Source organism: Sphingomonas psychrolutea, assembly GCF_014636175.1.
Taxonomy (GTDB): Bacteria; Pseudomonadota; Alphaproteobacteria; order Sphingomonadales; family Sphingomonadaceae; genus Sphingomonas; species Sphingomonas psychrolutea.
Genome location: NZ_BMDW01000017.1, coordinates 35,550 through 58,514, shown reverse-complemented (window position 1 = coordinate 58,514; position 22,965 = coordinate 35,550). Strand labels below are relative to the sequence as shown.

24 protein-coding genes are annotated in these 22,965 nt (G+C 65.7%); 10 read left to right on the top strand and 14 right to left on the bottom strand.

The annotated features are described in order from the left end of the window. Positions 1-66: 66 nt before the first annotated feature. From IEV62_RS13400 to IEV62_RS13385, 4 genes are read left to right on the top strand one after another with little or no spacing between them, the layout of a single operon-like run. Positions 67-420 (top strand): poly(R)-hydroxyalkanoic acid synthase subunit PhaE, encoded by a 354-nt coding sequence (locus IEV62_RS13400; protein WP_188448308.1) that lies wholly within the window; start codon positions 67-69, stop codon positions 418-420. After that, complete coding sequence (locus IEV62_RS13395; RefSeq protein ID WP_188448306.1) at positions 417-1,484, top strand: alpha/beta fold hydrolase; 1,068 nt, start codon at positions 417-419, stop codon at positions 1,482-1,484. The genes IEV62_RS13400 and IEV62_RS13395 overlap by 4 nt, the downstream gene beginning before the upstream one ends. Further along, entirely contained in the window at positions 1,481-2,017 is a 537-nt protein-coding gene (locus IEV62_RS13390; protein ID WP_188448304.1) for a GNAT family N-acetyltransferase, read from the top strand. The genes IEV62_RS13395 and IEV62_RS13390 overlap by 4 nt, the downstream gene beginning before the upstream one ends. 52 nt (positions 2,018-2,069) lie before the next feature. Further along, a complete protein-coding gene (locus tag IEV62_RS13385) occupies positions 2,070-2,861 on the top strand; it encodes an esterase/lipase family protein (RefSeq protein WP_188448302.1) in 792 nt (263 codons plus the stop codon). 455 nt (positions 2,862-3,316) lie between these two features. Here IEV62_RS13385 and IEV62_RS13380 read toward each other — a convergent pair whose 3' ends face one another. The 5 genes from IEV62_RS13380 to IEV62_RS13360 form a co-directional block, all read right to left on the bottom strand. Further along, positions 3,317-3,760: an ExbD/TolR family protein gene (locus IEV62_RS13380; protein ID WP_188448300.1), complete on the bottom strand. Its 444-nt coding sequence runs from the start codon at positions 3,758-3,760 to the stop codon at positions 3,317-3,319. Positions 3,761-3,853: 93 nt separating this feature from the next. Further along, positions 3,854-4,327, bottom strand: coding sequence for a phosphate-starvation-inducible protein PsiE (locus tag IEV62_RS13375; RefSeq protein WP_229733133.1), 474 nt, complete (start codon positions 4,325-4,327; stop codon positions 3,854-3,856). Between the two features lie 58 nt (positions 4,328-4,385). Continuing rightward, positions 4,386-4,715 carry a phasin family protein gene (locus IEV62_RS13370; RefSeq protein ID WP_188448298.1) on the bottom strand — a complete coding sequence of 110 codons (330 nt, stop codon included), beginning with the start codon at positions 4,713-4,715 and terminating at the stop codon, positions 4,386-4,388. Beyond that, positions 4,712-6,217: a WS/DGAT/MGAT family O-acyltransferase gene (locus tag IEV62_RS13365; RefSeq protein ID WP_188448296.1), complete on the bottom strand. Its 1,506-nt coding sequence runs from the start codon at positions 6,215-6,217 to the stop codon at positions 4,712-4,714. The genes IEV62_RS13370 and IEV62_RS13365 overlap by 4 nt, the downstream gene beginning before the upstream one ends. A gap of 333 nt (positions 6,218-6,550) precedes the next feature. Further along, entirely contained in the window at positions 6,551-9,757 is a 3,207-nt protein-coding gene (locus IEV62_RS13360; RefSeq protein WP_188448294.1) for a bifunctional cytochrome P450/NADPH--P450 reductase, read from the bottom strand. 97 nt (positions 9,758-9,854) lie between these two features. Here IEV62_RS13360 and IEV62_RS13355 point away from each other — a divergent pair, with 97 nt between their 5' ends. Beyond that, positions 9,855-10,658: a hypothetical protein gene (locus tag IEV62_RS13355; RefSeq protein WP_188448285.1), complete on the top strand. Its 804-nt coding sequence runs from the start codon at positions 9,855-9,857 to the stop codon at positions 10,656-10,658. A gap of 73 nt (positions 10,659-10,731) precedes the next feature. Beyond that, positions 10,732-11,238, top strand: a complete 507-nt coding sequence (locus tag IEV62_RS13350) for a bactofilin family protein (RefSeq protein WP_188448283.1) — start codon at positions 10,732-10,734, stop codon at positions 11,236-11,238. Between the two features lie 79 nt (positions 11,239-11,317). Here the strand turns inward: IEV62_RS13350 and IEV62_RS13345 are convergent, their stop codons facing one another. From IEV62_RS13345 to IEV62_RS13325, 5 genes are read right to left on the bottom strand one after another with little or no spacing between them, the layout of a single operon-like run. Beyond that, a complete protein-coding gene (locus IEV62_RS13345) occupies positions 11,318-12,733 on the bottom strand; it encodes a hypothetical protein (RefSeq protein WP_188448281.1) in 1,416 nt (471 codons plus the stop codon). Positions 12,734-12,773: 40 nt separating this feature from the next. Continuing rightward, positions 12,774-14,168 (bottom strand): dihydrolipoyl dehydrogenase, encoded by a 1,395-nt coding sequence (lpdA, locus tag IEV62_RS13340; RefSeq protein ID WP_188448279.1) that lies wholly within the window; start codon positions 14,166-14,168, stop codon positions 12,774-12,776. 13 nt (positions 14,169-14,181) lie between these two features. Beyond that, positions 14,182-14,565: an acyl-CoA thioesterase gene (locus IEV62_RS13335; RefSeq protein WP_188448278.1), complete on the bottom strand. Its 384-nt coding sequence runs from the start codon at positions 14,563-14,565 to the stop codon at positions 14,182-14,184. After that, positions 14,558-14,770, bottom strand: coding sequence for a hypothetical protein (locus IEV62_RS13330; protein ID WP_188448276.1), 213 nt, complete (start codon positions 14,768-14,770; stop codon positions 14,558-14,560). Before IEV62_RS13330 ends, IEV62_RS13335 begins: the two co-directional genes overlap by 8 nt. Before the next feature lies 1 nt (position 14,771). Further along, complete coding sequence (locus tag IEV62_RS13325) at positions 14,772-16,097, bottom strand: pyruvate dehydrogenase complex dihydrolipoamide acetyltransferase (protein ID WP_188448275.1); 1,326 nt, start codon at positions 16,095-16,097, stop codon at positions 14,772-14,774. A 135-nt stretch (positions 16,098-16,232) separates the two neighbouring features. On the opposite strand from IEV62_RS13325, the gene IEV62_RS13320 reads away from it, so the two are divergent. Together IEV62_RS13320 and IEV62_RS13315 are read left to right on the top strand one after the other, a co-directional pair. Next, positions 16,233-16,688: a universal stress protein gene (locus IEV62_RS13320; protein WP_188448273.1), complete on the top strand. Its 456-nt coding sequence runs from the start codon at positions 16,233-16,235 to the stop codon at positions 16,686-16,688. 651 nt (positions 16,689-17,339) lie between these two features. Continuing rightward, the gene (locus tag IEV62_RS13315; protein WP_188448271.1) at positions 17,340-18,659 is read left to right on the top strand and encodes a M20/M25/M40 family metallo-hydrolase; all 1,320 of its coding nucleotides are present in this window, start codon (positions 17,340-17,342) and stop codon (positions 18,657-18,659) included. Positions 18,660-18,767: 108 nt separating this feature from the next. Here IEV62_RS13315 and IEV62_RS13310 read toward each other — a convergent pair whose 3' ends face one another. Both IEV62_RS13310 and msrC read right to left on the bottom strand, forming a co-directional pair. After that, on the bottom strand, positions 18,768-19,664 hold the full coding sequence (locus tag IEV62_RS13310; protein WP_229733130.1) for an RcnB family protein: 897 nt from the start codon (positions 19,662-19,664) through the stop codon (positions 18,768-18,770). A gap of 142 nt (positions 19,665-19,806) precedes the next feature. Beyond that, a complete protein-coding gene (gene msrC / locus IEV62_RS13305; protein ID WP_188448267.1) occupies positions 19,807-20,292 on the bottom strand; it encodes a free L-methionine (R)-S-oxide reductase MsrC in 486 nt (161 codons plus the stop codon). Positions 20,293-20,355: 63 nt separating this feature from the next. Here msrC and arfB point away from each other — a divergent pair, with 63 nt between their 5' ends. Beyond that, positions 20,356-20,778, top strand: a complete 423-nt coding sequence (gene arfB / locus IEV62_RS13300) for an alternative ribosome rescue aminoacyl-tRNA hydrolase ArfB (protein ID WP_188448265.1) — start codon at positions 20,356-20,358, stop codon at positions 20,776-20,778. 41 nt (positions 20,779-20,819) lie between these two features. Here the strand turns inward: arfB and IEV62_RS13295 are convergent, their stop codons facing one another. Further along, a complete protein-coding gene (locus IEV62_RS13295) occupies positions 20,820-21,470 on the bottom strand; it encodes an RluA family pseudouridine synthase (protein WP_188448263.1) in 651 nt (216 codons plus the stop codon). Between IEV62_RS13295 and IEV62_RS13290 the strand changes: the two genes are divergently transcribed. After that, the gene (locus IEV62_RS13290; protein ID WP_229733129.1) at positions 21,461-22,351 is read left to right on the top strand and encodes a M15 family metallopeptidase; all 891 of its coding nucleotides are present in this window, start codon (positions 21,461-21,463) and stop codon (positions 22,349-22,351) included. The genes IEV62_RS13295 and IEV62_RS13290 overlap by 10 nt on opposite strands. Here the strand turns inward: IEV62_RS13290 and wrbA are convergent. Further along, on the bottom strand, positions 22,341-22,943 hold the full coding sequence (gene wrbA, locus IEV62_RS13285; protein WP_188448261.1) for an NAD(P)H:quinone oxidoreductase: 603 nt from the start codon (positions 22,941-22,943) through the stop codon (positions 22,341-22,343). The genes IEV62_RS13290 and wrbA overlap by 11 nt on opposite strands. Between the last annotated feature and the right edge of the window lie 22 nt (positions 22,944-22,965).

Genomic DNA, 22,965 nt, shown 5'->3' with positions numbered 1-22,965 from the left:
ATGCTGCACCTTAATGTGCAGCATCGGCGCTTGACGGCTTTGCCCGGGCGGTGAAGAATGCCGTCAATGGCAAACCCACCCGACCCCGGCGCCCTGTTCCGCGACATGCTTGGCCAGTGGGAGCAGATGACCAATCAATTTGGCGGCGAGGCGCTCAAGACCGGCGAATTCGCGCGCGTCATGCAAGGTGCCAACGCCGCCGCGATGCAGGCGCAGGGCGCGACCCACCAGGTGATGGACCGCGCGCTCGCCGCCGCCAACATGCCGAGCCGCAGCGAGGTTGCCGACATCTCCGCCCGCCTTGCCCGGATCGAGGAAGCGGTCGCGCGGATCGAGGGGATCGTGATGGCGCAAGCCGGGATCGCGCCCCCGCCCCGCCCCAAGCCCAAACGCACGCGCACGGCCCCGACCAAGTCTTGAGCGACGCGCCCGACCTTCTGACGCAAGCCCGCACCGCGTTCGACCGCGCGCTCCAGCGCAACATCAAGGGCCTCGGCTATTTCGCATCCTCCGCCCCCGCACTGGGGGCGTGCGCCAAGGATCTGCTGATCCAGCGCGGGACGATGAACCTCTACCATTACCGCCCGCTGGTCGACGATGTGTACCGCGTGCCGCTGCTGCTGGTGATGGCGACGACCAATCGCGGCTACATTTTCGACATGGTGCCCGGGCAAAGCCTGGTCGAATATCTGCTGAACGCCGGGTTCGACGTGTTCATGCTCGACTGGACCGCGCCGCGCGCCGATGAAAAGACGCTGGCGATGGAGGATTACGTCCTCGACTTCATCCCGACCGCGATCGCCCGCGTGCAAGCCGAGACGGGCGAGGAGGACTTCACGCTGGTCGGCTATTGTTTCGGCGGGGTGCTCGCCGCGTTGTGGGCCGGGCTCCATCCAGATGCGCCGATGAAGAACCTCGTCTGCTTCACCACGCCGGTCGATTTCTCGAAGATGGACATGTTCCAGGCTTGGGCCGACCGGCGCTTCTTCGACGTCGATCGGCTGGTCGACACGTTCGGCAATTGCCCCGGCGACTATCTCTACACCGCGTTCGATCTGCTGCGGCCGGGCGGTCGCATCGCGGGCAATATCCGGCTCGCCGACAATCTGTGGAACGACGATTATGTCCGCTCCTTCCGCATGTTCGACCGCTGGACGAGCGATATCCTGCCGCTGCCCGGCGAATATTTCCGCCAGACGGTCAAGCAATTGCTGTGGGGCAATGAGTTGCACGCGGGCACGATGCACGTCGGCGGGCGCCGGGTCGATCTGGGCGCGATCACCGCGCCGTTCCTGCACGTCACCGCCGAGCATGATCACATCGTCCCCTCCGCCGCGTCCGCGCCGCTGATCGACATGGTCGGCAGCACGAGCAAGGAACAGGTGACATTGAAGGGCGGCCATGTCAGCCTCGTCGCCGGCGGCAATGCGATCAAGCGCTTGTGGCCGAAACTGGTCGACTGGCTCGGGGAGCGTTCGGAATGAGCCATCACATCCGCCGGTTCGAGGCCAAGGATGCAGCAGCGATGCTCGCCTTTGCGGAAACCCTGCCCGAGCATGATTTGCTCTTCCTCGGCCGCGACCTGAAGCATCCGCGCGTGATCGCGGCCTGGGTCGAGGCGATTGCTGAGGGTTGGATCGACAGCCTCATCGCCGAGGAAAATGGCCAGTTCGTCGGCACCGCTGCGTTGGTGCGCGATCCGCTCGGGTGGAGCGCGCATGTCGGCGAGGTGCGACTACTCGTATCCCCCTCGAAACGCGGCGCCGGGCTCGGGCGCGATTTGCTCGAGGGGATGTATTCGATCGCAATGGAGCGCGGCATCGCCAAGCTGACCGCGCAAATGACGCCCGATCAGGTCGGGTCGGTCATGCTGTTCGAAAGCCTCGGGTTCCGCGCCGAGGCGCTGCTGAAAGATCAGGTGCGCGATCGCGCCGGAAATGCCTTCGATCTCGCTATATTAAGCCATGATGTCGCGCGCGTCGCGGCGCAACACCGCGCGTTCGGGGTCGAGGATTGAAACATATTGCAATGCAGCACGTTTAGACTGCAATTCAAGGAAGGAACGCCCGATGCCCACCCCCCATGCGACGACACAGGTCGCCCCGCCCTCCGCGTTGCTGGCGCTGACCGAATTGCCGCGCGCGCTGGCGGAATTGTCGAGCCTCGGCATGGCGGCCCCCTTCCTCGCCAGCGCGCCGCGCGGCGACGGGCATCCGGTGATGGTCCTGCCGGGCTTCGTGACGAGCGACATTTCGACCACCGTCCTGCGCCGCTATCTGACGCAGATCGGCTATGATGCGCATACCTGGGATCTCGGGCGCAATCTCGGCCCCAAGGCGATCGGGATGCAGGGCGAGAAATTGATCGCGCGGTTGCACGCGATCCACGAGGCGACGGGACAGAAGGTCAGCTTGATCGGCTGGAGCCTCGGCGGCGTGATGGCGCGCCAGCTCGCGCGGCGCGCGCCCGATGCGGTGCGCCAGGTCATATCGCTCGGATCGCCCTTCACCGGCACGCCCAAGGCGACCAATGTCTGGCGCGCCTATGAAATGCTGACCGGCCAGAAGATCGACGATGCCGACGTGACCGAGCAACTCCGCGAAAGCGCCAGCCCGCCGCCCGTACCCTCGACCTCGATCTACACGCGCGAGGACGGCGTCGTCGCCTGGCAGAACTGCGTCGAGCCACGCTCGGCCGAGACCGACAATATCGAAGTCCATGGCAGCCATTGCGGCCTCGGCGTCAACCCGGCGGTGCTCTACGCGGTGGCCGACCGGCTGGCGCAAGCCGAGGGCGATTGGCACCCGTTCTCGCGCCGCGGGTTGCGCGCGTTGGTCTATCCGTTTGCGGGGCATGCCTGAGGGCGGCGCGTAAAGTCACTAAAGTTAGGGCATTGACGAACATTCGTACGGCCGATCGCTGACGTTCAGCGGTCGGCCGCTGTCGTTTGCGAGGGGGTGATCGACGGTGGAAAGAGCACGTCGAGGGTCTCGCAAATCAGGTGCGTGTAGGAAAGGCTTGTGCGTGACTAAAACCACCCACTCGCGCGCCTCGTTTGCAAACGTGGTTCGCTGTCACCCCGGCCTTGTGCCGGGGTCCACCGCGCGGCAAAATACTGCCCATGACGATCGATCGCGATTCGGCGTGGACTGATCTTGTACCTGGGTTCGGCCTACCGCCGCCGACTGTGCGATCGCGGCATGGTGGACCCCGGCACAAGGCCGGGGTGACGATTCTTACGTCCCCTGGGACCCGCCACTGCTCTTCGTTCAAGCACCGCCGTGGCGATCATACCGCCCAAAAGCTGAAAGGCTGCTTATTGCTTTGGCGGCAAGGTTGGTTGCGGATCGTATGCTTCGAAGGGCGGTCCGACATCGCCAATACGCCACCATCTCCCACTACCCTCTGCGCACTGACCGAACTTGCAATCTAGAGTGTCGGATACCAGCCGACGCAGCCGAGCCACTGCATCGCAATCAACGTCCGGCGCAAACCTGATCTGCACCACCGGCACGGGGTTCAGCGTCGCTGTTTCCTGTAGATAAGTTTTGAGCGTGGTGTCCGAAACGCTCTTACCGTTCCATTGTAATGAGCCGTCCGCGCGAACGGTGATAACGCTTAGAAGCGACATAATGCCCCGTCCATCACGCGGAGTTATCCAGTTCGAAGACAAACCACCACATCCCTTGGCGTAGGTCGTCTGGTGATGACAGCCGCCCAAGAACATCATCGCGATAAGGAAGAAACTGATGCGCTTCATAGCCAGAGCTAGTCCCGCTTTGACGGCTACGCCACAGCATCTGCTTTCCAACTTGTCCGGCCGTTCAGCGCCTCGCCCGACGCCCTGCCCCACTCACCCCACCTTCTCCCCCACCGCCCCCGGCCGACTGATCCGCGTAATCACCACCGCCGCGACCGCGAGCAGCAGGATCGCGCTCGCTTCGAACACGATATTCTCCGGCGCCATTTCCTTGCTTTGCAGCACGATCAGACGGGCGAGCGCGGTCATCGCGATGAAGATCGGGTAGATGAAGGTCGCGCCCTTGCCGGTGTAGAACACGCTGACCATGCCGATCACCTCGGTATAGAGGAACATCTGCAAGATGTCGGCGAGCGTAATCGAGCGCGTCTGGTAAATCCCGACAATCTCGGTCAGCGCGCCGCCGATCGTCATCAGCGCGACGAGGATCAGCAGGACGCGCTCGACCAGATGAAACGCCGCTGCGGCGACGACGTGTTCGGTGCCGCTGACCGTCGGCTTGAACGAACTGTCGGCGATCATGTCGTTCGCGGGCGGCGTCGGGTCGGGCGGGGTGGGTGCGTTCATCGTCAGGATCGTAGCATGCGGCGCGGATCGGCACGAGGGCCGGTCCGCGCATCCCTCGTTATTTCTCGCCGCGCACCGTGCTCACCGCGTCACGGCCGAATTGCATGATCAGCTCGCCGATTTCGCGCGCCTGGCCCATGCTGCGCGTGCCCTGTTCGCGGATGAAATCGCCCTGGATTTTCATCACTTCGGACAGGTCCTTGGCCCCGGCGGCGGCGCGCATCGCCTGGAACGCTTCGCGCGTATTGGCTTCGGCCTGATCGAGCATCTTGAGCCCGACGGTCGAGGTGGATTCGCTCATCTTGCTCCCGGCATCGCGGAGCGCTTCGCCGGCTTTCTTGACGGGGTCGGCCATTTTTTCGAACGTATCGCGGATCTTGTCGGTCATGCGGTCAGTTCCTTCTGCTTGGATGCCTTCGCCTTTTTGGGCGCAGGCGGGGGGGATTTGGGGGGCTTGGGCGCCACCGGTTTTGGAGCGGCGGCGGCGGCCTTCAACGCCTCGAACGCGGCGGTCAGCGCAGCAGCATAGGCCTCCGGATCGGGCATCATCGCGCGGTCGCTGGTGAAGCTGATCGCGATCGTATCGGTATAGGAGTAGATCGTGTTGATCAGGCCCATCCCGTCGAACACCGGCCCGGTGCCGTACATCGCGACCATCTTCGCCCCGCCGAAATAAAGCGGGATGCGGCTGCCCGGCACGTTCGTCACGACGCAATTGAACACCGGGGCGTGGGCATTCGCCGCGCCCACGCGGGTGTAAAGCCGCGCGGCGAGCCCGGCGAGGCCGGAGGGGATCAACTGGCTGTAATCGGTCAGCGTGCGCGCGCCGACCGCGCCGGTCATCGCCTTGGAATTGGCGGCCTCGCCATGGACGAAGCGCAGCCGTACGAGCGGGTCTTCGATCTGCGTCCCCAAGCCGACCACCATCGCCGAGACGAGGTTGCCGAGCGCGGCTTTCTCCCCCTCCCCGCGCACCGAAATCGGCGCCATCGCGGTCAGCGTGTCTTTGGGCAGTTCACCCTTGGCTTCGAGATATCCTCGGAGGCCGCCACCGACGATCGCGAGGATGACGTCGTTGACGGTGGCACCCGGCACTGCGTCCTTGATCGCGCGGATGTCGGCGAGTTTGAACGCGGCGGCATCGAACACGCGATGCGCCGAGACCTTGGCGTTGAAGCGCGTCTTCGGTGCGAGCTTGGTGCCGGCCAAGCTGACGTCGCCCTTGGTCACGCTGGCGGTGAGCTTGGCCATGCCGGGGAGCGAGCGCCCGATCGTCTCGACCACGCGCATCGGTTGCAGCAGCGAATTGAAATAGCTGCGCGTCAGCAGATCGGCGACACCCGGCATGTGCTCGGGCCGCCAGTCGTCGGTCGCGGTCGGCGGCGTCATGTTGGCGTCGATATCGTGGAGCGCCGCCGACATCTCGACCCCCGACATGCCGTCGATCGCGGCGTGGTGCACCTTGGCGATCAGCGCGAAACAGCCCGGCGGCAAACCTTCGACATTGTCGAGCCCTTCGAGAATGGTGAATTCCCACAGCGGCTTGCTGAGGTCCATCGGCCGCGCATGCAGCCGCGCGACCTGGATGCAGAGCTGCCGCCAGTCGCCCGGCTTGGGCAGCGCGATGTGGCGGACGTGGAATTCGATGTCGAATTCGGGGTCCTCGATCCAGTACGGATGATCAAGATCGAACGGCACGCGCACCAGCCGCTGCCGGAAACTCCGCGCGCCGCCGAGGCGGCTCTGGATGAAGCTCAAAATGTCCTTGAAGCGGACGAACCCGCCGGGTGCGGTGGACGGATCATAGATGCCGACCGAGCCGATATGCATCGGCGTATGCGGCGTTTCGAGGTAGACGAACGACGCGTCCTGCCCGCTGAGTTGTAGCATCGGTGGCTCTCCACTGCTGGGCGTCTTCGTGCGCCGCTGGGGAGATGGTGGACCGGCGACGCGAGCAAGGCAAGCCTTGCACATCACCGTCACCCCGGCCTTGTGGCGGGGTCCGCCGGGCCCCAAGCACTCCGTCGGGGCGCTAAGCCGAGTCGACCGCAAGATTCTTCCACGTCGGATGCTCATACTCGGTGAGATCGCTTTTCCAGTCTCGCCGACAGCGCTCCAACTGCTTTGCGCGCACTTGCTCCGCGGTGGACCCCGGAACAAGGCCGGGGTGACGGAAGATCGCTTGCAAATGACCTCGGCGGCATCGGCAATATCCGCCAAGCCCTACTTCCCAAACCCGAAGACGTCCTGATGGAAGCGCCCATCCTCGATCATCGCGTTGAGCCAGTCCGAGCCCTGCGCGTGTTCGTCGCCGACTTGCTGCATCTGGATGCGGATCAGCGTGTCGCGCACAGCCGGCGCCATGAACTTGCCGTCGCCGCACAGGAAGATGTGCGCGCCCGCCTCGATCGCCGCCCAGACGCGCTCCTGTTCGGCCCAGAGCGCGTCCTGCACGAACTTCCACGGATGGCTCGGGACGGCGGAGAAGGCGAGGTACGGGTCGACGATCCCCGCCGCCGCCCAGCGCTCCACCTCTTCGCGGCAGAACCAATCGTGGTCGGGGTGGCGGCAGCCGAAAAACAGCAGGCTCTTTGCGATCGCCTGGCCCGCTGCGGCTTGCGCGGCGCGTTCGGCGAGGAAGCCGCGTAGCGGGGCGAAGCCGGTGCCGGGGCCGATCAGGATCATCGGCACCGACGGGTCGGCGGGCGGCGCAAAAGGCGGGTTGGGGCGGCGGATATAGCCGAACACCTGATCGCCGGGCGCAACATGCTGCATATAGCCGCTCGCGAAACCGCGATGCTCGCCGAGGCCAGACCAGGCGGGTGCGGCCATCGTGCCGACGATCAGATCGGCGATGTGCGGGTCATCGAGCGGGCTCGACGCGATCGAATAAAAGCGCGGTGCGATCGCGGGCGAGAGTTCGACCAGACTGTCGAGCGACAGTTCTGCGGCGGGATGCTGTTCGAGCACATCGAGCAACGACAGGCGTTTGCCCGCGACCTCGGCGTCGTACGCCGCTTCCAGCGCGGCCAGCTTGCTCTTGGTATCCGGGCATCGCGTCTGCGCCGCCACCACCGCGAGCGCGCGTTTGGGGAGCGTGTCGGAAAGTTCGACGAAATCGGTGAGCAACTGCCGCACCGTCACCGTCTGCCCTAACGGAAGGTGATGGAAACGCCCGCCCTGCCCGTCGAGCCGTACCTGCGTGGCGCCCGCGAGCCCGAGCCGTTCGATCGCGCGCGTCACCAGTTCGGGCCGGTTGTGCGCGTAAATCGCGACATGGTCGCCGGTGTGATAGCGCTGCCCCTCGGGCAAGCGGATGCGGATGAAGCGGGTCGAGGGGCGCGGTGGCTCGATCGCGAAATCCCACAGCCCGTCGGCGGGCTGCACCATCTCGTCATTGGCGACGATTTCGAGCTGTTGCGCATGTTCGGGCAGCGCCTGCGCGCGGACGTCGGCGGTATCGACCAGGTGCAGCGACAGCGTGGATTTCGTGACGCTCGGCTCGGCGACGCTGCCCAGCGCCTTCCACAAATCGCGCACGAACTGCGCCACCGCGCCGTCGAAATCGCCCAGGCCATCGGCCTCGGCGCGCGGGAGCAGCCGCTCGGCGCCGGTCGCCTCCAGTGCTGCATCGACGCGCTTGGGGAAATGCTGGTAGTTCGGCCATTGCGAATTGCCGATGCCGAGCACCGCGAATTTTGCACCGACCCAATCGGCGTCCTTGAAGGTATCGGCATCCATCGCGCGTTCGAGCGCGATCGCGGTGTCGGGCGCGCGGCCGTTATAGGTCGCAGTGACGACGACGATCACCTTGTCCTCGGGCAAATGGCCCTGCAGCAGCGCCTCGTCCATCGATCGCACTGCGGTTTCGAACCCGTCGAGATTGGCGCGCTCGGCGATTTCCTCGGCAATGTCGCGCGCGGTGCCGAGCGATGAGCCATAGAGCACGGTAAAACGCTGGCCAGTGCCGGACACCGCCGCGACCGGCGCGTCCTCGGGCGTTGCGCCGGCCGACCCGAAGCGCATCCGCTCATGCTCGCCGCGCAGCCGGATGCGCATCGTGAAATCGTCGGGCTTGATCGACAGTGTCTCCTTGATCCGCAGCCGGTAACCGTGCGGATCGCTGATCGCGAAGTTTTGCAGGATCATCGCCAGCGCCATCTTCGCCTCGACCATTGCGAATTGCCGCCCGATGCACGCGCGCATCCCGTTGCCGAAGGGTTTGTAGGCATGCGGGTGGCGCGCCGCCTCGGCATCGGGCAGCCAGCGGTCGATGTCGAATTCGTCAGGGCTCGGCCACACCTGCGGGTTACGATGAAGTCCGGGTGAGAAGACGTTGATCGGACGGTCTTTCCGCAGCGTCCAGGTCCCGCCGACCAGCGTATCCTCATACGGCGCGAGGCTGAAGATCGGCGCGGTCGGCCACAGCCGCTGCGCCTCTTTCAGGATGCGTTCGATCACATCGAGTTGCGCAATATCGGCATAATCGGGGCGCTTGTCGCCGGGCAGGACGCGATCGACCTCGCCATAAGCCTGCGCCAGCACGTGCGGATGCCGCAGCAGCAAATGCTGCGCGAAGGTCAGCAGGCCGCTGGTCGTCTCATGCCCGGCGATCAGGAAAGTCAGCACCTGATAGCGGATGTTGAGATCGTCGAGTCCCTCCCCCGTCTCGGGATCGACCGCCGAGAGCATCAGATTGAGCAGATCCTTCCCGTCATTGGGGTTCGCGCGCCGTTCCGTGATGATCCCATCGACGAGGGCATTCATCTCGGCGATGTCGGCCTCGAACTGGCGCGCCGATTTCTTGGCAAAGCGCTGCTGCAGCGGCATGCGCGTGATCATGTTGAGCGATTCACCAAGCGCGCGGCCGAGTGCTTCGAGGAAGCTGTCCAATTCCTCACGCTCGAAACTGTCGAAGCGGTGCCCGAAGCCAGCGACCGCGATCGAATCGAGCGTGAAGCGCGTCATGTCGTCGGCGACGAGCACGTCGGTGCCCGACAGCCGCGACCATTTCGCCACCAACTGATCCGCCACTTCGAGCATCATCTCGAAATAGCCCTTCATCGCGCGCTGGCTGAAGGCCGGGAGCAGGATGCGGTGCGCCTTGCCCCAATTGGGCTCCTCGCTGAACGCGGTGAACAACCCGTCGCCAGCGAATTTGCGCACGACGCGCAGGCCCGGCCCCGGCATTTTGCGGAAGCGCGTCTCGTCGCACAATTCGGCGACGAGATCGGGATCGGTCACGAACACCGCGACGCGGCTGCCGAATTTGAGCTTGAAGATGCCTTGCGGAAAATCGCGGCTGACATGGAGCAAATGGCCGATCAGCCCAGCGCGCGCGATCTGGTGGAGATGGCCGACGACGGGCAGGCCCTTAGGCGCGGGGATTTGACCAGGAGTACCCGGCCGCTCGATCGCCGATGTCGCCATCCTCACCTCCTGTTTTTGCTGATCGATATCTGACCACAGCGCCGCGGCGCAAGCAACCTTAACGCCGCCGCAACCAGCAGCAGTGCAGGGAAGCGGGATGACCTTTGGTTTCCCCGCCAGCCGCGCCACCCGGCACGCTGCGTTACCGCTGCTGCTGGTGCCGTTCGGCCTTGTGCTTGGCGGCGCCTGGGTGTGGCCGATCGCCTGCCTGATGGCGGTGCTGGCGGCGACCGAGGACGATACCCGCGCGCTGCTGATCTGGTACGGAGTCGCTCTGGGCTGCGATCCGCAAGCGCTGCTGCTCGCCCCCTTTGTTCTTGCTTTGGCGATCCAACGACGGACGTCGCCGATGCTGCTGGCGTGCGCCGCGCTGGTTGCAGCGGCAATCCTGCTGGCGCGCGCTTTCGGTGGCGATGCCCCTGCATTCCCCTTCCCGCTCGATCTGCCGCTGTCGCGCGGCGCGCCGAACCTTTGGGTACTGGCGCAGGCTTTGCCGGGAATTGGTGCCTTGCCGCTGACCGGCCTCGCGCTCGCCGCGACCGTGGGGGCGGGCGCGGCCTATGCCGCGTGGTTTTCGGTGCGCAAACTGTATCGGCACACGGTGCCGGACGCCGCTTTGCTGTGCGCGCTGGTCATGGCGGCGGTGCTGCCGGGGGCAGATATCGCGGTCCTTGCCGTCGTTGACCTACTCGCGTTGATGCTCGCGATGGGCACCCGCCGCGATCCGGCGCGCTGGCGCGTCGCAGGATTGGCGCTGGGGGGCAGTACCATCGCGCTGTTCGCGACGCCGGACGCTGCGCCGCTCGCCGCTGCCGTGCTGGTCGTCGCGACGCTGCTGCAGGCGCGCGCGGTGCTGAAACCCGCCGCAAACGACAATCCCCTTATGGCACGCACGGCCTGACGAACTTCGCTGCGGCGGACGCGCGCGATATGCTACCCGGTGCTGCGAATCGGGCATGCGGGGAGCTGTCAAAATGTCGATGTTCAACAACGGGTCGCGCGGTGGGCGCGACGGCGGTAATTCGGGGCTGCCGTCCGCACCGCCAACGATGGCGCAGGCGTCGGGGGGCAAGCGCGGCATGTTTTCAGTCATCGGGTCCGACATGGTCATCACCGGCAATGTCGCCGCCACCGCCGATCTCCACATTGACGGCCGCGTCGAAGGCGACATTGCGTGCGGCAATTTCGTCCAGGGCAATGACAGCCACATCAAAGGCGCGGTCCGCGCGGAGAGCGCGCGGCTCGGCGGATCGATCGAGGGATCGGTCTCGGTCCGACAGCTAACGATCGAGCGCGCTGCCCGGATTACCGGCGATGTCGAATATGAATCGATCGCGATCGAAACCGGCGCGTCGATTGATGGGCGTCTGAAGCATATCGCGGCCGACTCCGGCGCGCGGACCTTCGATGGCCCTCCATCTGTTGCCGCGCACCGCGACGACGACGTGGTGCAGTTTACGACGGCACCAACTGCCGCCTGATCGACTTCCCCCGGCCCAAGCAACGCTATCCGAAGGCTTCGTTTGCTTGGCCGGGCGCCGTGATCATCCGCTGCGTTTCCTACCGCAGCAAATCGCGATGGCCGGTTGGCGGACTCGGCAGGGTCAGCCGCGCCACCGTTCCAGCGACCAGAACCACGGCAAGCGCCAGTCCGCCGATCCGCACGACGCGCTGACTCCGCCACCAGTCCCCCCACAACAAAACCGTCGCCAGCGCCGTCGCGACCATCGGCCACAAATGATAGCGCAAGTCCGAGGCGATGCTCAGCACGCCGAAGCTCAGCTCCAGCGTGATCGCCGACACCAACAGCGCCAGCGCGAGATCGCGCGGCGGGGCGCTTGCCCGGGGCGCTGCCGCCGCCAGCCCGATGATCGCGACGATGAGCCACACAACGGGCCACCCGAGCGGCGTTTCTGCCATCCACCCGGCTGTCACCTGCCACCCGCGCGCCGCCGCGCCGGGATTGCCCAAGCCAAGGCTGTTTGGCTCGCTCCGCGCCGGTGGAGCAGCCCCTGGTAAGCCAGCCAGCACGAGCCAGCGTTCGGTCGAATTGAAATGCGCCAGCCGATGCGCCGCATAGGCAAAGGGGTGTCGGACGATCGCAGCGACCAGCATTCGGTAGAGCTCGCCCGCAGGCCGGCTTCGCAGGCGCGCCATAATCGGCGCGCAGCGTGGTTCCTCACCTAGCGGATCCCAGAAATACGGTTTGACGCAATGCCCGCTCATCAACGCGCGTGCTTCAAACGGCGTAAAGCCAATCGCCGCATCGGGCGCACGGACCGCTATGCCAGCAAGATCGTAGAGCGCCTCGGTCCGCTCGACCCCGCTCGACGCCGCCCCCAGCGGCCCATGATTGAGGAGCGGCGCGACCATCAGCACCGCCGCCACCCCCGCCAGGCCGAGCGCGAGCCGCGTCCACCAGCGCCCCGAACCGAACAGCATCACCGCCAGCGGCACAGTTGCGAACACCGCGTTCGCGCGCAGCAGCGTGGCATAGGCCAGCAACGCCGCCACCGCGATCAAGGCCCAGACCGGCACGCGTGCAGCCCGGAGCCGCCACCACGCCATCGCGCCACAGGCCGCGAGCACCGCGCCCAGCATTTGCGTGTCCTTGAGCACTACCGCTTGCCAGCCAAGGAACAAGGGCAGCGCGCCGATTGCGAGCACGGCGGCTGCCGCACGCCTCCGCCCCAGCCGCGCGAGCGCCGCAGCGATCAGGCCGAATCCGGCCCAATACAGCGCCATCTGCAGCCCGAACATCGGCTCGCTCGTACCACCGACGGCAGCGTGGAGCCCGCTCCACGTCCGCGCCATTGCGGGCGGATGCCAATCTTCATACGCCCCGGCCAGCGCCTGCGCGAACTGGCGGACGCTATCGTACATGGCGATGCCCGGCCAGAACAGCGCCAGCGACCCCACCAGCAACATCAGCGTCACCCCGGCAACCGTCCAGATGCGGGGCAACTGAGTCGTCACATCGGTCGCCGACGTCCCGCGACTGACGGGCGAACCCCCATCAGATATGGATCGCGCGGCCATACGCGCCGAGCACGCTTTCGTGCATCATTTCGCTGAGCGTCGGGTGCGCGAAGATCGTTTCCATCAGTTCGGCCTCGGTCGTCTCGAGCTGGCGCGCGATGACATAGCCCTGGATCAGCTCGGTCACTTCCGCGCCGACCATATGCGCGCCGAGCAATTCGCCGGTTTTCGCGTCGAACACCGTCTTCACAAAACCCTCGGCCTCGCCCAGCGCGATCGCCTTGCCATTGCCGATGAAGGGGAATTTGCCGACCTTCAGCTCATGCCCGGCTTCTTTGGCCTTCGCTTCCGTCATACCGACCGAGGCGACTTGCGGGCGCGAATAGGTGCAGCCCGGGATATTCCACTTCTCGAATGGATGCGGGTTCAGCCCCGCGATCGCCTCGACACACACCACGCCCTCATGGCTCGCTTTGTGCGCCAGCCACGGCGCGCCGGTCACGTCGCCGATCGCGTAGATGCCCCCGACATTGGTGCGGGCATAGCCATCGACCTTGATATGGCCGCGCTCGGTCTCGATCCCCAGCGCTTCGAGGCCGATATTCTCAGTATTGGGCACGATGCCGATCGCGACGATGACGTGGCTGAACTCTTCGGACGTGACCTTGCCGTCCTTGCCCTTGATCTTCGCGGTCACGCCCTTCGCGGTCGCATCGAGCGCTTCCAACCCGGTCGCGGTGCGCAGCGTGATCCCTTGCTTGGTCAGCGCCTTGTCCATGAACGCGCTGACCTCCTCATCCTCCACCGGAAGGATGCGCGGCAGCATCTCCACAATCGTAACATCCGCGCCCATATCATTGTAGAAGCTCGCGAATTCTACCCCGATCGCGCCCGATCCGATGACGAGCAGCTTGGTCGGCATTTCGGTCGGCACCATCGCGTGGCGATAGGTCAAAATCCGCGCGCCATCGGCCTTGGCAAAGGGCAGATCGCGCGCGCGGGCGCCGGTGGCGATGATGATGTGCTTGGCTTCGAGGTCGCTGGTCTTGTCGCCTTGCGTGACCGTCACCTTGCCCGCTGCGGTAATCGTGCCGGTGCCTTCGAACACGGTCACCTTGTTCTTCTTCATCAGGCCCTTGACGCCCATGTTGAGCTGGCCTGCGACCTTGCGGCTGCGCTCGACCACTTTGGTCAAGTCGAAGCCGACGTTATCGGCGCTAAGGCCATAATCGGCGGCATGCTGCATGTAATGATAGATTTCCGACGTGCGCAGCAGCGCCTTGGTCGGAATGCAGCCCCAATTGAGGCAGATACCGCCCAGCCGCTCGCGCTCGATGATCGCGGTCTTGAGCCCGAGCTGCGCCGCACGGATCGCGGCGACATAGCCGCCGGGGCCCGAACCGAGGATGACGAGGTTAAAAGTGTCGGCCACTGGGGAGTTCCTTCTATACCAGCTCTTGCAAGAGCCGCGGTCGATCGTCCGCGCCCATCGAAACCAACGTGAAGCGCCCGTTCGCGGCAAGTTCGGTGCCCTCACCGTGCCGGTCGCGCCGCCACACGGCCACCGCGACCGTCATCGAGCTGCGCCCGGTGCCGACGATCTCGGCGTAGAACGACACTTCATCGCCGATGCTCACGGGCGCGGTGAAGCTGAAGCCGTCCGCGGCGACGACCGGCGCGCGCGCGCCGCAATGCCGCGACGCGACCGATCCGGCGGCCAGCGCCATCTGCCCCATCAGCCAACCGACGAAAATCTTGCCGTACGGATTGGCATCGCGCGCCATCGCGGTCGCGCGGATCGCGGGCATGGCTTCGGGGGCATCATGCATCGGTCGAGCGACGGTCTGCTTTTGCCGCCGCGGCGATTGGCCGCAGACTCATCGCCACCACCACCGCCATGACGCCGTAGGTGACGGCCCAGATCGTATCGTGGGCATGCGGCAGCGACCACACCGCGCCATAGGCAAGCACCGCGGCCCCGGCGATTCCGATCACCAGATGCAACACCTCGACAAGAGTGCGCCGCCCCAGCATGTCAGGCCAGCATCGCCAGCGGCGCTTCGACCAGCGCCTTGAACACTTGCATCAATTCGGCACCGTCCGCCCCGTCGATCGCGCGGTGATCGAAGCTGCCCGTCGCCGACATCACCGTCGCCACGCCGAGCGCATCGTCGATGATATAGGGCCGCTTCTCGCCCGCGCCGATCGCCAGGATCATGCCCTGTGGCGGGTTGATGACGGCGTCGAACTGCTTGATGCCGTACATGCCCATGTTGCTGACGCTAGCGGTGCCGCCCTGATATTCTTCCGGCTTGAGCTTCCCGTCGCGCGCCCGCGCGGCCAAGTCCTTCATCTCGGTCGAGATCGCGGCCACGCCCTTGCTGTCGGCCCCGACGATGATCGGCGTGATCAGGCCGCTCGGCGTCGAAACCGCGACCGAAATGTCGGCACGGCTGAAGCTGATGAGCTGATCCGGCGTGAACATCACGTTGCACTTCGGCACTTGAATCAGGCTGACCGCGAGCGCCTTGATGATCAGATCGTTGACCGACAGCTTCACGCCCCGCGCGGCGAGCCCGACGTTCAGCTCGCCGCGCAGCTTGAGCAGCGCATCGAGCCGGATATCGACCGTCAGATAGATATGCGGGACGGTCTGCTTCGATTCGGTCAGGCGGCGCGCGATCGTCTTGCGCACGTTGGAGAGCTTGGTCGCTTCGTGCGGGATGTCGGGGATTGCGGCGGGCTTCGGTGCGGGCGCTGGTGCTGCCGCAGCTTCCTCCTGCTTCGCCGGCGTCGGCCGCGGCCCAGTATCGATGGCCTGCGTAACCGGCGATGCATCGAGATCCGCCTTGACGATCCGCCCGTTGGGGCCGGAACCGGTCAGCGTGGCAAGATCGATGCTCTTCTCCGCCGCAATCCGCCGCGCGAGGGGGCTGGCCTTGATGCGTTCGCCCTTCTCCCTCTCCCCGCTTGCGGGGAGAGGGGCAGTGGGAGCGGGCGCCACCGGGGTCGGGGCGGGTGGAGACGTCCCCTCTCCCCGACCCTCTCCCCGCGGGGGAGAGGGAGAAGAAGGTGCAGGTGCAGCTTCAGCTTCAGCAGCCGGGGAAGAAGCCTCCTCCCCCTCCATCAGCAACGTCGCGATCACCGTGCCGACCTTCACATTATCGGTGCCCTCGGCGACGAGAATCTTGCCGATCACGCCTTCGTCGACCGCTTCGAATTCCATCGTGGCTTTGTCGGTCTCGATCTCGGCCATCAAGTCGCCGGACTTTACGGTGTCGCCCTCTTTCACCAGCCATTTCGCCAGCGTGCCTTCCTCCATCGTCGGGGAAAGCGCTGGCATCTTGATCTCGACCGGCATCAACACGTCCTTATTTGTCCGAATCCGTAGCGTGTCTCTCGCCCCCGCGCTGCCGCGGGTCAAGACCACGACTTGCGCGCAGGCACGCTTGGCCTCACGATGTAGGGCATAATCTCCATGGAGGGGAGAGCCCGCATGCGCATCTATCTGGTGGTCGTCGACGAGACGCCCGAAAGCGGCATCGCCTTGCGCTTTGCCGCACGCCGCGCGGTGAAGACCGGCGGCGGCGTCGAAATCCTCGCGCTCGTACCCCCGACCGAATTCACCACCTTCGGCGGCGTACAAGCGACGATCGAGGAAGAGGCGCGGCTCCATGCCGAGGGGCTGGTGACGGGCGCGGCGGGTACGCTGGTCGAGGAATCGGGGCTGAAACCGATCATTACAGTGCGGCAAGGCGAAGGCCCCAAGGTGATCCGCGAGATGATCGCCGCCAATCCCGACATCGCCGCGCTCGTGCTGGCAGCGGCGGCGAGCGGCGCGCCGGGGCCGCTGGTCACACACTTTGCCGGGACGGATGCCGGGTGTTTGCCGATTCCGTTGATGATCGTGCCGGGGAGTTTGGATCGGGAGGCGATTGATCGGTTGAGTTGAGGGGGCGGGATGAGTGTATCCTCGATTATTGCTCTCACCGTCGCTTTATTCATCGTTATGATTGTGGCGGCCGGGTTCGCGAGCGGAAATATGCCCAACAGTCTGAGCGGATTAGATGCTCGCCGGGACACAGCGCCGTTTGCCTTTTGGTTGTTTACAACTGTCTACCTCCTAGGCGCTTGCCTTTTCACAACCCTCGCAATCGCAGGGCGGGGCAATTGATTGTCCTTTGCCACAACCCGTCACCCCGGCCTTGTGCCGGGGTCCACCAAGCGGCTTGATGCACCGGTAGCAATGGTGCGGCGGCGGTGCGGTTGTGGCGCGGTGGGCCCCGGCTCAAGGCCGGGGTGACGAAGGGGGGGCGTAAGCGCAGACCTCGACAATCCTCCCCCGCCAGGGGGAGGTGGCGCCGAAGGCGACGGAGGGGGCGGTTAGCGGCTAACTATCAAACTTTCTCGGTGGCGCAGTTGCGACAGCCACGACTCGCTGTTCGCGTTGCATCTGCCGCTTGCTCGACCTTCCAAGCGTTTCGCCGACCTCCCCCTCCGTCACGCTTCGCGTGCCACCTCCCCCTGGCGGGGGAGGATCTACCGAGACCGAAGGGGCATCGAACCCCTTGAACCCCCGCGCCTTCCCCGCCACGATGCCGGAATGCGCACCCTCCCCCCGCTCGCCCTCGCTCTTGCGATCATCGCCACCCCCGTTTTCGCCAAGGATGCGCCCAAGCCCGCACCCGACCCAACGCGGCTGAAAGCAACCGTCGAAAAGCTCGTCAGCTTCGGCACACGCCACACGCTGTCGTCGCCCGATCACCCGACGCGCGGGATCGGGGCGGCGCGCGGCTGGGTCGGGGGCGAACTGACCCGGATCGCCGATGCGTGCGATGGCTGCATCACCGTCGCCAATATCGCGCGCACCTTCACCAATGCGCGCGCGCCAAACGGGGTCAATGTGGTCGACGTGCTCGGCTTCCAGCAGGGGCTCGACCCCAAGCGCGTGATCATCGTCGGCGCGCATATCGACAGCCGGATCAGCGACGGCATGGATTTCACGCACGATGCGCCCGGCGCGAATGACGATGGGTCGGGCGTCGCGCTCGTGCTCGAAGCCGCGCGCATCCTGTCGAAGGAGAAATTCCGCGCGACGATCGTCTATGCGATCTTCTCCGGCGAGGAGCAGGGGCTGTTCGGCGGCACGCTGCTGGCCGAAACCGCGAAGCAGCGCGGCTGGACGATCTCGGCGATGCTCAACAACGATATCGTCGGCAATACGATGGGGCAGAATGGCGTGCGTGTCGCCGACCGCGTCCGGGTCTTTTCGGAAGGCATTCGCGAGAGCGAGGAGTTACCGGCGCAGATCGCGCGGCGCGGCAATGGCGGCGAGGATGACGGCCCGAGCCGCGCGCTCGCCAAGACGATCGACGGCGTCGCGGCGGGCCTTCCCGGCGGGCTCGACGTGTTCGTCGATCGCCGCCCCGATCGCTTCGGGCGCGGCGGCGATCACGAGCCGTTTCTGAAACTTGGCTATCCCGCGGTGCGCTTTTCGGTCGGTGCAGAGAATTGGACGCAGCAGCATCAGGATCTCCGCGTCGAGAATGGCATTCCGTATGGCGATACCGTCGACAAGATGGACTTCGCCTATCTGGCGAAGGTCACCGCGATCAACGTAGCCACAATCCGCCGCCTCGCCACCGCGCCTGCCGCGCCCGAGGGCGTGACGATCGCAGGCGCGCTCAGCTTCGACACGACGGTCAAATGGAAGCCGGTCGAGGGCGCCACCGCCTACCGCATCCACTGGCGCCGCACCGATACGGCAGACTGGCAGAAATCGCTCGACGTCCCCGCCACCACGACGAGCAGCGTGCTGAAGGACATCAGTGTCGACGATCACTTCGTCGGCGTCGGCGCAGTCGCGGCGGACGGGTCGGAGAGCGTCGTCACCTTCGCGGGGCCGGAACCGCGCGGGGGTTAGGCGCTCCGCTTCCCTGTTCTCCCGCGAAAGCGGGAGTCCAGGGGCCGCTAGCCGTTACGCTCCAAATCCTGGGCTCCTGCTTTCGCAGGAGACCAGCGCACGACCCGATCAGCTCCCCATCACCGGCTTCTCCACCACCACCGCGCGGCGGCAGACACATCGCGGGCGATACACTTTCTTCTTTGCGCGATAGACGCGGCGCGGCGCGACATAGCGCGTGCGGGTTTCCTCGATATATTCGGTCGTGGTTGTCGTGACGCTGGGCGCGCCCATGATCGTCACCACCGTCGTCGTCGCGCCGGGGTAATAATATCCGCCGCTGGCATAGCCGCCCGCGCTGTAGCCGTTGCTGGTCGAATAGGTCGTTACGCCGCCATTTTGCACGACCGGCGGGAGCGTCTGATAGCTATACCCCTGCCCGCCGGCCCCGCCTTGGGCATAGCCATACTCGACCGACGAATAGCCGCCCTGTGCAGAGCCGTCGCCATAGCCACCGGAACCGCCGTCCCAATCCAAACCGTAGACCGAATCACGCACGCGGCCGCGGCTGTCGACCAGCACCGCGTCGTCATAATAACGCTGCCAGCCATAGCCCTGCGGCGGGGCATAGAGGCCGTATCCGCCAAAATCGCCGATGAAGAAATTCGGGGAAACCCAATAGCTCGGCAGACGATAGCCGCGCGACGGGCGCCGATAAGCGTTCCAGCCGCCCGGCGCATTCATTCCGCCCGACCACTGTCCCTGATACGATCCGCCCCAGCGCGATCCGCCACCATTGTGCACCGGGCGCGGACCGGGATTCGGGCGCTGCGGGTTCATCTGGCCGGGGTACGGACGCGGCATCGTGTTGATCTGCGGCGGCGGCGGCAAGGTTACGGGTCCGCCCCCGCCGGGCTGCTGCATCGCGGGCATGCTCCCCGGCACCGGATAGGATGCGCCGGGATAGGATCGACCACCCCCGAGTCGTTGCGCATCGGCCGCGGTCGCCCCGAAAACGGTAACCATCGTGAGGACCGAAAGAGCTAGAGTTCGCATGGTAAACACTCCCGTCGCGGCACTGTGCGCGGATGCACGCCGTCACATCATTAACGGCTAAGTTACCCTTTTCCCCGGTTTTACTCTAGGTTAACGAGTGTCCCGAAACGGATCAGCCGGCGACGCGTGGCGCGAGCAGCGCGACCAGCGCCTCGCATCCGACGGCATCGGCGGCATCGAAGCGCGCTGGCGTCGGACTGTCGAGATCGAGCACGCCGATCAACCGCCCGGCGTGCACGATCGGCACGACCAGCTCCGAGCGGCTCACCGCATCGCACGCAATATGGCCGGGAAAGGCGTGGACGTCCTCGACCCGCTGCGTCTCGCGCGTCGCCGCCGCCGCACCACACACCCCGTCGCCAAACGCGATGCGGATGCAAGCGGGCTTGCCGAGGAACGGCCCGACCACCAGTTCGCCGCCGACGTTCCGGTAAAATCCCGCCCAGTTGAGATCGGGCAGATATTGCCAGATCAGCGCGGCGGCATTCGCCATATTGGCGATCGCATCGCTTTCTCCGTCGGTCAGCGCACCGAGCGCCGAATGGAGGTCGCGGTAAAGCTCGGCCTTGGAGCTTTGGTCGATCGTGAAGTCGTACATGGCGGTCGATGTATCCGCTCCCGCCCCCTCGCGAAAGCCGCTGGCTTGATTTATGGGCGGGCGATGGCCGCGATCCCCATCACCCGCACGATCAGCATCGACAGCGACGAGCTGTCGGAGAGCTTCACGCGCGCCGGCGGCCCCGGCGGGCAGCATGTCAACACCACCGACAGCGCAGTGATGCTGCGTTTCGACGTCGGCAATTCGCCGTCCTTGCCGCTGGCGGTGAAGAACCGGCTCGCGGTGCTGGCCGGGTCACGCCTGACGCGCGACGGCGTGTTGGTGCTGCGCAGCGAAGGCGCGCGCTCGCAATTGCTCAACCGGCAGGAGGTGCGCGAACGGCTGGTCGACCTGATCCGCGAAGCGACAATCGTCCCCAAACGCCGCCGCCCGACCAAGCCGAGCAAGGCCGCGAAAGCAAAGCGGGTGGATGGGAAGACCAAGCGATCGGTGGTGAAATCGCTCAGGGGGCGGGTGACGGATTAGCCTTGCCTTCTCCCCTCCCTTTCAGGGAGGGGAGAAGTGCCTCACCCCTCCCCAAACCCCGCCGCCGCGAAGCGCGCGGGCAGCGGCGCTTTTGCCACGATCGGCTCCTTGCCCTCGCGCGGGATCGTCAATTCGGCGGCGTGGAGCAGCGATTCCTTGCCCCCGCTCCCGTAAACCGGATCGCCCACCACCGGCGCGCCGAGCGCTTCGGCGGCATGGACGCGAATCTGGTGCGTGCGCCCCGTCTCCGGGATGAACTCGACGAAGCTACGGCCGTCTTTTACTTCGATCACGCGCCAGGCGGTGCGCGACGGTTTTCCTTTCGGATCGCCGACCATCCGCCAGCCGGTCTCCTCCGTGCTGACCTTCGCCAGCGCGAGATCGATCAGTCCGCTCTCGCCCTCGACCACGCCCTCGAGCACGGCGAGATAGCGTTTGCGCACCAGCCCCTGCTCGAAGGCCTGGTGCAGCTTGGCATGCGCCTTCGGGTTGCGCGACAGCAGCAGGCACCCCGACGTATCGCGGTCGAGCCGGTGCACCGGCACCGGCCAGCGTTTGAACCCGAAAGTCAGCCCATCGAGATGGTTTTCAAGGGAGATCGAGCCATCGCGCGGACGGTCGACCGGGAGCCCGGCGGGCTTGTCGATAACGAGCGCTTCGCCGTCGAGAAAAAGAACATGATTTGCCAGCATCGACGACCCTTGCCACCGCCAGCGCCGACATGCCAGAGCCGTTACCTGTGGCGGCGCGACGGAAATGGGCGATTCAGGTCGCATCGGGCTGGGTTGCCCTGCTATTTGCCGTGTCGCCGATCACCGCGGACGCTGCGCAGAGCGATTTGCCGCCGCCGATGCAAGACGGGCGCATGTTCGGCCATTTGCCTTATGCCGAGGCGGCGCGGACCGACCTGCTCGCAGCACCGCCCGGCTTTTCGATCGGCCTGCCGTGCCTCGTCCACCGCGACGCCGCGCCCGATCTCACGCGGATGCTCGCTGCCGCCGCCGCGACGCCGGGGGTCGGTAAAGCGCTCCACGGCGTGTCGTGTTTCCGCAAGATCGCGCATCAGCGCGCGGTTTTCTGCCGCAATTATACTCCCGGCATTTGTCCAGACCCGGTTTCTCGCGCGCGCTTTGTCGGGCCGCCGGGCTATAGCGAGCATGCAACGGGATATTCTATCGACTTTGGCGTGCGACCTGCGCCTGGATGTCCCGATGTCGACGCTTGCATGGCCGCAACCCCGGCTGGACGCTGGCTCCTGACACACGCGCCGGATTACGGGTTCGAACTGTCCTTTCCCGCCGGCAATGCGCAGGGCGTGACGTGGGAGCCGTGGCATTGGCGCTGGGTTGGCGCAAACGTGAACGCGCTGGGCGCGGCGCGCGCACGCCTGACCTTTTCGCGCGCGCGCTCAAGCTACCCCGGCAGCCCGAAGGTCGCCGACGTGTCCGACGCGTGGCTGTCGCCGCCCGCCGTCGTGCCGACCGTTCTTCCGCCTCCGCTCCGCCCCCCGACGGTGCTACCGCCGCCGATCCTTGGCCCGGTAGCACCGCGGGTGCCCGAGGTCAGGCACTGAGCTTGGCGGCCGTCTCGGCAATGCGCTTGCCCTGATAGCGCGCGCCGGCGAGTTCCTCTTCGCCCGGCTGGCGGCTGCCATCGCCACCTGCAATCGTCGTCGCACCATAAGGCGATCCGCCACGGATCTTGTCGACCCCCATCTGATCCTGAAAGCCATAATCGAGGCCGACGATGGTCATGCCGTGGTGGAGCAGATTGGTGATGATCGAGAACAAGGTCGTCTCTTGCCCGCCATGCTGGCTCGCGGTCGAGGTGAACGCACCGCCAACCTTGCCGATCAGCTTTCCGGTGAACCACAGGCCGCCGGTGGTATCCCAAAACGACGCCATCTGGCTCGGCATCCGGCCGAAGCGCGTCGGCGCGCCGACGATGATCGCGTCATAATTGGCCAGCGCATCGGGGCTTTCGATCAGCGGGTGGGCGGTATCTGTCTTGAAATGCGCAGCTTCGATCACCGCTTGCGGCGCGGTCTCGGCGACACGGCGGATCTCGACTTCGGCACCGGCGGAGCGCGCGCCCTCGGCGACGGCGTCGGCCATTTGTTCGATATGGCCGTAAGAGGAGTAATAGAGCACGAGAACTTTGGTCATGGGATCAGTCCTTCTGTTTGCT